General features: G+C 69.8%; 4 protein-coding genes and 1 rRNA gene. 3 read left to right on the top strand and 2 right to left on the bottom strand.

Features of this window, described 5'->3' with window-relative positions; genetic code table 11:
* Window positions 1-93, bottom strand: a 16S ribosomal RNA gene (locus ACWEF6_RS32405); the annotation flags it as partial.
* Window positions 94-544: 451 nt separating this feature from the next.
* On the opposite strand from ACWEF6_RS32405, the gene ACWEF6_RS32400 reads away from it, so the two are divergent.
* Together ACWEF6_RS32400 and ACWEF6_RS32395 are read left to right on the top strand one after the other, a co-directional pair.
* Window positions 545-1330, top strand: coding sequence for an alpha/beta fold hydrolase (locus ACWEF6_RS32400; RefSeq protein ID WP_449686409.1), 786 nt, complete (start codon window positions 545-547; stop codon window positions 1328-1330).
* Between the two features lie 30 nt (window positions 1331-1360).
* Window positions 1361-2122 carry an SDR family oxidoreductase gene (locus ACWEF6_RS32395; RefSeq protein WP_449686408.1) on the top strand — a complete coding sequence of 254 codons (762 nt, stop codon included), beginning with the start codon at window positions 1361-1363 and terminating at the stop codon, window positions 2120-2122.
* Window positions 2123-2198: 76 nt separating this feature from the next.
* On the opposite strand, the gene ACWEF6_RS32390 is transcribed toward ACWEF6_RS32395, so the two are convergent.
* Complete coding sequence (locus ACWEF6_RS32390) at window positions 2199-3776, bottom strand: IS1634 family transposase (protein ID WP_449686407.1); 1578 nt, start codon at window positions 3774-3776, stop codon at window positions 2199-2201.
* A 153-nt stretch (window positions 3777-3929) separates the two neighbouring features.
* On the opposite strand from ACWEF6_RS32390, the gene ACWEF6_RS32385 reads away from it, so the two are divergent.
* Entirely contained in the window at window positions 3930-6527 is a 2598-nt protein-coding gene (locus ACWEF6_RS32385) for a bifunctional FO biosynthesis protein CofGH (protein ID WP_449686406.1), read from the top strand.
* Window positions 6528-6530 lie beyond the last annotated feature (3 nt).

Here is a 6530-nt window from a genome sequence, read left to right as displayed (position 1 = left end):
TCATCCCCCACCGAAGTGGGTTCAGCGTTCGACTTGCATGTGTTAAGCACGCCGCCAGCGTTCGTCCTGAGCCAGGATCAAACTCTCCAACAATGAACAGTTCAATCGAGGCATTTTACTGCTCTCAAAGGAAACCCCGACGAGGGGGTTTCAATATAAGCTCTACTGGCTTAGTTCACTAGCACACTGTTGAGTTCTCAAGCAACACACCCCGAACAACACCGTACCGAAGAGGCCCAGCGTCACCCGAAGCGGGTTATTCCTAGCAGTTTTTGGTGGGACACCCACTCAATCGCGATCCGCGAGAGCTTGGTTCGTGTCCCTGTCGCTCGGTTTCCCTGGCGACGAAGAGAAGATTACACGCCCGAAAACGGCCCGGAACAGGGGGGTCGGTTAACAAGATCAGCGCAGGTCAGACCCCATGACGAAGCCCGTCTACAGCTCAGTCTGCCCCGAACCGGCCGCGAGCGCCACCGAAAGAACATTGCTCCGAGTACATTGCACCGTATTGCTCCGCGTCAAAGCTCCGCCTAGCGTCGGCGGCATGACACTCGCGTACGACGACCTCGGACCCCGCGACGGACAGCCCGTCTTGCTGGTCCACGGCCACCCCTTCGACCGCTCGATGTGGCGTCCCCAGGTCGCGCGCCTCACCGGCAGCGGCTTCCGCGTCGTGACGCCCGACCTCCGCGGGTACGGACAGTCGAAGAGCCAGAACACCAAGACCGGCCTCGACGTCTTCGCGAGCGACCTCGTCGAGCTGGCGGACCGCCTGCACCTGGAGCGGTTCGTCCTCGGCGGCCTCTCCATGGGCGGCCAGATCGTCATGCAACTGGTCGCCGACCACTCCGGCCGCGTCGCGGCTGTCGTGCTCGCCGACACCTTCGCGGGCCTGGACACACCTCAGGCCAAGCAGGCCCGTTACGACACCGCCGACCGGATCACCGAGGAAGGCATGGAGAGCTACGCCGAGGAGCTCCTCCCCAAGATGATCTCGAAACAGACCCGCGAGACCCGGCCCGACGTCGAAGCGCACGTCCGCAAGATGATGCGTAACGCTCCGAAGGATGGCGCAGCGGCCGCGCTCAGGGGACGCGCCGGACGCCCCGACTACACCGACGGCCTCGAAAACATCAGCGTCCCGACCCTGGTGGTCGTCGGCAGTGAGGACGAGTTCACCCCGGTCGCCGACGCCGAGCTGATCCACCGGAAGGTCCGGGGTTCCACCCTGGTGGTGATCGAGGGCGCGGGCCACCTGCCCAACCTGGAGCGCGAAACCGAGTTCGACGAGGCACTCAGCACGTTCCTGACCAGTAGCTGCGATCGGTAGCGCCGGCCTGACCGGAATAAGGTTCACCCCATGACCCAGCAGACCGTGTTCGTGACCGGCGCGAGCGCCGGCTTCGGTGACGCCATCGCGCGCCGGTTCGTCGCCGAGGGCGCCCGCGTGATCGCCGTCGCCCGCAGTGCGGACAAGCTCCGGAAGCTGGCCGCCGAGCTCGGCGACGCCGTCCTCCCGGTGGTCCTCGACGTCAGCGACCCCGAAGCGGTCAAGACCGTTGTCGACGGTCTTGCCGAAAATTGGCGAGAGGTCGACGTCCTGGTCAACAACGCCGGCCTGGCGAAGGGGCTCGAGCCGGCGCACAAGGCCGACCTGCGGGACTGGGACGAGATGATCGCGACCAACGTCCGCGGCCTCGCGCACGTCACGCGCGCGCTGCTGCCGGGCATGGTCGAGCGCGGCCGCGGCCACGTGATCAACATCGGCTCGATCGCCGGCACCTATCCCTACCCCGGCGGCAACGTCTACGGCGCGACCAAGGCGTTCGTCCACCAGTTCAGCCTCAACCTGCGCAGCGACCTGCACGGCACCGGCGTGCGCGTCACCAACGTCGAGCCCGGCATGGTCGGCGGCACGGACTTCTCGAAGGTCCGCTTCGACGGCGACCAGGCCAAGGCGGACAAGGTCTACGAAGGCACGACACCGCTCACGGCGGACGACGTCGCCGAGTCGGTGTACTGGGCCGCGTCCCAGCCGAAGCACGTGAACATCAACGTCATCGAGCTGATGCCGGTCGTGCAGAGTTTTTCCCCGTTGCAGATCTTCCGCGACAACTCTTGACCGCCGCGCCGGGACAGGCAGCCGGCAACAGCGGCCACGCGACGGCGCTGCTCGACAACGCGAAGCTCGGCAGCAGCTACGCCGACGTCGCCTGACCCAGGCCGAACAGGCCGGCCAGCGCCTGCTGACCCGGGTCCAGCTCGGTCAGCAGGCGCTTGGTCCGCGGCCGGCCGCCGGTCGACGGGTACCGCAGCACCAGCTCGCCGATGCCGGCCAGCTGGTCGAGCAGCTCGCGCACCGACAGGTTCATCCCCGCCCGGTCCGCCTCGCGCCGCATCAGGTGCGTCACGGTCGCGGCGAGCACCGAGACGAGGCCGTGCGCGGCGATCCGCTGCCGCGTCCACTCCCAGCGCGGGGTCGGGCCGGTGACGGCGGGGCCGGTGAGCCAGCGGAACGTCGATTCGAGGTGGGTGCGGGCCCGGTAGGCCGTCACGACCTCGGCGACCGGCCAGTCCCGGTCGGTGACCAGCACCTGCTTGCCGAAGAACTCCTCGTCGAGCCGCGCCACCGCGGCGGTGTCGATCCGCCGTTCGAGCCGGATCTCGCCGGGCCGGTTCCCGCTCAGGACGGCGGTGAGCACGCGCTCGACGCGCCGTCCCCGCGTCACTCGGCCGATCTCGGCGTGCACCTGGGCGCGGTCGCCGCGGTGGGTGCCCGCGGCCAGCGCCTCGGCCAGGCCGTCCAGCTCCCGGGTCGCGGTGGCCAGCTCGTCGGCGAACGCGCGGGACTGCGCCGCGTGCAGCGTCGCCGAATGCGTGAGGATCACCCGTCGCCGGACGCCGTCGACGACCGCGTGGGTGTCCAGCGCGGTGAGGCCGGCGAACCGTTCGGGGTCGACGCGCTTGCGCGCGGACGCCGGCTGGGTCAGCAGCTCGGGGTGGTCGGTCAACGGCAACGACCCGACGAAGCCGCTTCGCGAGCCGAGGTCCAGCTGCGCCGCCTGGCCCGCGTGGAAGACGAGCGTCGCCGGGCTGTGTTCTCGAGTGCGGCGGAGTTCCCCCATCAGCGAGGCGAACGTCGGCGCGGTGCCGTCGTCACGCCGGTAGAGCCGCGATTCGAGCGGGATCGCACCGTCGCGGGTCACCCGCAGGCCCGCTCCGGCGAGCACGCCCTGGCAGGCGGACGGCAGCGTGCAGTCGGCTGGGGCGAACGCGGCGAACTGCGGGACGTCGACGGCGAGCGCGGCGTGGTCGTCGAGCATGTCCAGGACTGCGGTGGCGACGGTGTCCTCGATTCCCGCGATGCGCTCGGGGGTGAGACGTTCGAGGGCCCGCCACAGCCCGTCGACCGTCGCCATCCGGGGGCGAACGAGGTCCACGGCCGCCCCGGAAGCCCACCACTCGCCGATCGGCGTTGCGGGAGCGGTCGCGCGGTGCAGGACAGCGATGGCCAGGGTCAGCCCCAGGCCCGGCTTCGAGCGGACGACGTCGTCGACACGGCGGACGAAATCCAGGCGCGAAAGCGTCGCCCAGACCGCGGCGACGTCGCCGTACGTCCGGTACGACGCCGAAGCGGGTTCGCCGCCCGGGACGGCGCGGGCGATCTCGTCGGCGGTACCGAGGTAACGCTGGGTCACCACCCGCGGCTTGCCGTCGACCCGGGCGGACTCCGCCAGGTAGTAGTACGTCCGTCCGCCGATCTTCTTCCCGACCACCGATGCCACCCTTTAGGTAATACACGCCGGCGTGCTGATCGACAACTACGCGGACCCGTTGACCTGCGGCGACGACCACGCGAACCGATCGGGTGAGCCGGGTGCGGAACACACCCTGGCTGGTCGCGCGAGGGCGGTCCTAGCGTTGGCGGAATGGGACCCGAACCCGACGCCACCGCCCCGACCGCCTCCGCGATGCGCCGCGCGCTCGCCCGGGCGCGCGACGGGAAGACACTCGACGTAGCCGAAGCGAGCGTCCTGCTGCACGCCCGCGGTGACGACCTCACCCAGCTGTCCGAGTACGCCTCGCGCATCCGCGACGCGGGCCTGGCCGAGGCCGGCCGCGCCGGCGTCATCACCTACAGCCGCAAGGTGTTCATCCCGCTGACGCGCCTGTGCCGGGACCGCTGCGGTTACTGCACCTTCGTCACCGTGCCCGGCCGGCTCGAATCGCCGTTCCTCTCGCCCGACGAGGTGCTCGACATCGCCCGCAAGGGTGCGGAGATGGGCTGCAAGGAAGCCCTGTTCACGCTCGGCGACCGGCCCGAGGACCGCTGGAAGGCCGCCCGCGAGTGGCTGGACGCCCACGGCTACGACGACACGCTCTCGTATGTCCGCGCGATGGCGATCCGGGTGCTGGAGGAGACCGGCCTGCTGCCGCACCTCAACCCGGGCGTGCTGACCTGGCAGGACTTCCAGCGGCTCAAGCCGGTCGCGCCGTCGATGGGCATGATGCTGGAGACCACCGCGACCCGGCTGTGGAGCGAAAAGGGTGGCCCGCACTACGGCTCGCCGGACAAGGATCCCGCCGTCCGGCTGAGGGTGCTCGAAGACGCCGGCCGCAGCAGTGTCCCGTTCACCACCGGCGTCCTCATCGGCATCGGCGAGACGTTCGAGGAGCGCGCGGACGCGCTGTTCGAGATCCGCAAGGTCGCCAGGACCTACGGCGGCATCCAGGAAGTCATCGTGCAGAACTTCCGGGCCAAGCCGGACACGAAGATGCGCGCGACGCCGGACGCCGACCTCGAGGAGCTCGCCGCGAACATCGCCGTCGCGCGGCTGGTGCTCGGCCCGAAGATGCGCATCCAGGCGCCGCCGAACCTGATCGGCAACCAGTACGACCTGATGATCCGCGCCGGCATCGACGACTGGGGCGGCGTCTCGCCGCTGACCCCGGACCACGTCAACCCGGAACGGGCGTGGCCGCAAATCGACGAGCTGGCGCGGCGCACCGAGAAGGCCGGCTTCGAGCTGAAGGAACGGCTCACCATCTACCCGGAGTACGTCAAGGCCGGCGAGCCGTGGCTGGACCCGCGGATCACGCGGCACGTCGCCGCGCTCGTCGACTACGACACCGGCATGGCCGGCGAAGGCGCGATGCCGGTCGGCCTCCCGTGGCAGGAGCCGGACGGCGGCTGGCAGGAGTCCGGCCGCACCGACCTGCACACCGAGATCGACACCAGCGGCCGCACCGAAGACCGCCGCAGCGACTTCGACTCGGTGTACGGGGACTGGAAGGAGATCGGCGACCGGATCAAGACCGGACCGGCCAAGTTCGACACGGACATCCTGGAAGCCTTGCGCGGCGCGGAAAAGGACCCGGCCGGGCTCTCCGACGACGCCGCGCTCGCCCTCCTGCACGCCGACGGCAAGGAGCTGGACGCGTTCACCCGGATCGCCGACGACCTGCGGCGCGAGACGGTCGGGGACGACGTCACCTTCGTCGTCACGCGGAACATCAACTTCACGAACGTCTGCTACACGGGTTGCCGTTTTTGTGCTTTCGCGCAGCGTCGCACCGACGCCGACGCGTACACGCTCTCGCTGGAGCAGGTGGGCGACCGCGTCGACGAGGCGTGGGCCGCGGGCGCGACCGAGATCTGCATGCAGGGCGGCATCCACCCGGACCTGCCGGGCACCGCGTACTTCGACCTCGCGGCCGAGGTCAAGCGCCGTCAGCCGGAGATCCACCTGCACTCCTACAGCCCGATGGAGGTCGTGAACGGCGCTTCGCGCACCAACCTCTCGCTGAAGGACTGGCTCATCAAGGCCAAGGAGTCCGGCGTGGACTCGCTGCCGGGAACGGCGGCGGAGATCCTGGACGACGACGTCCGCTGGGTGCTCACCAAGGGCAAGCTGCCGACGTCGGAGTGGATCAAGGTCGTCACGACCGCGCACGAGGTCGGGCTGCCGACGACGTCCACGATGATGTACGGCCACGTCGACACGCCCGCGCACTGGGTCGCGCACCTGAAGCTGCTCGCCCGGCTGCAGCGCGAAGGCCTGGAGAAGCACGGGCGGCGCGGGTTCACCGAGTTCGTCCTGCTGCCGTTCATCCACCAGAGCGCGCCGATCTACCTGGCCGGCCTCGCCCGCCCGGGCACGACGCTGCGCGAGAACCGCGCGGTGCACGCGCTGGCCCGGCTGCTGCTGCACGGCATGATCGACAACATCCAGAGCTCCTGGGTGAAGCTCGGCGAAGAGGGCAGCCGCGCGGTGCTGCAGGGCGGCGTCAACGACATCGGCGGCACGCTGATGGAGGAGACGATCAGCCGGATGGCCGGCGCGTCGCACGGGTCGTACAAGACGATCAGCGACATGCGCGCGATGGTCGAGCCGCTCGGCCGCCCGCTGGTCCAGCGGACGACGGGCTACGGACGGCCGTCGCCGGAGCGGATCGCCGCCGCGGAGGCGTCGGACGGTGTTGCGACCGCCGTGCGCAAGCCGCTGCTTCCCCTGCTGACGCCGTGAGGT

The sequence above is a fragment of the Amycolatopsis sp. NPDC004772 genome, assembly GCF_053601215.1.
This window is presented reverse-complemented; position numbering and strand designations above follow the sequence as displayed.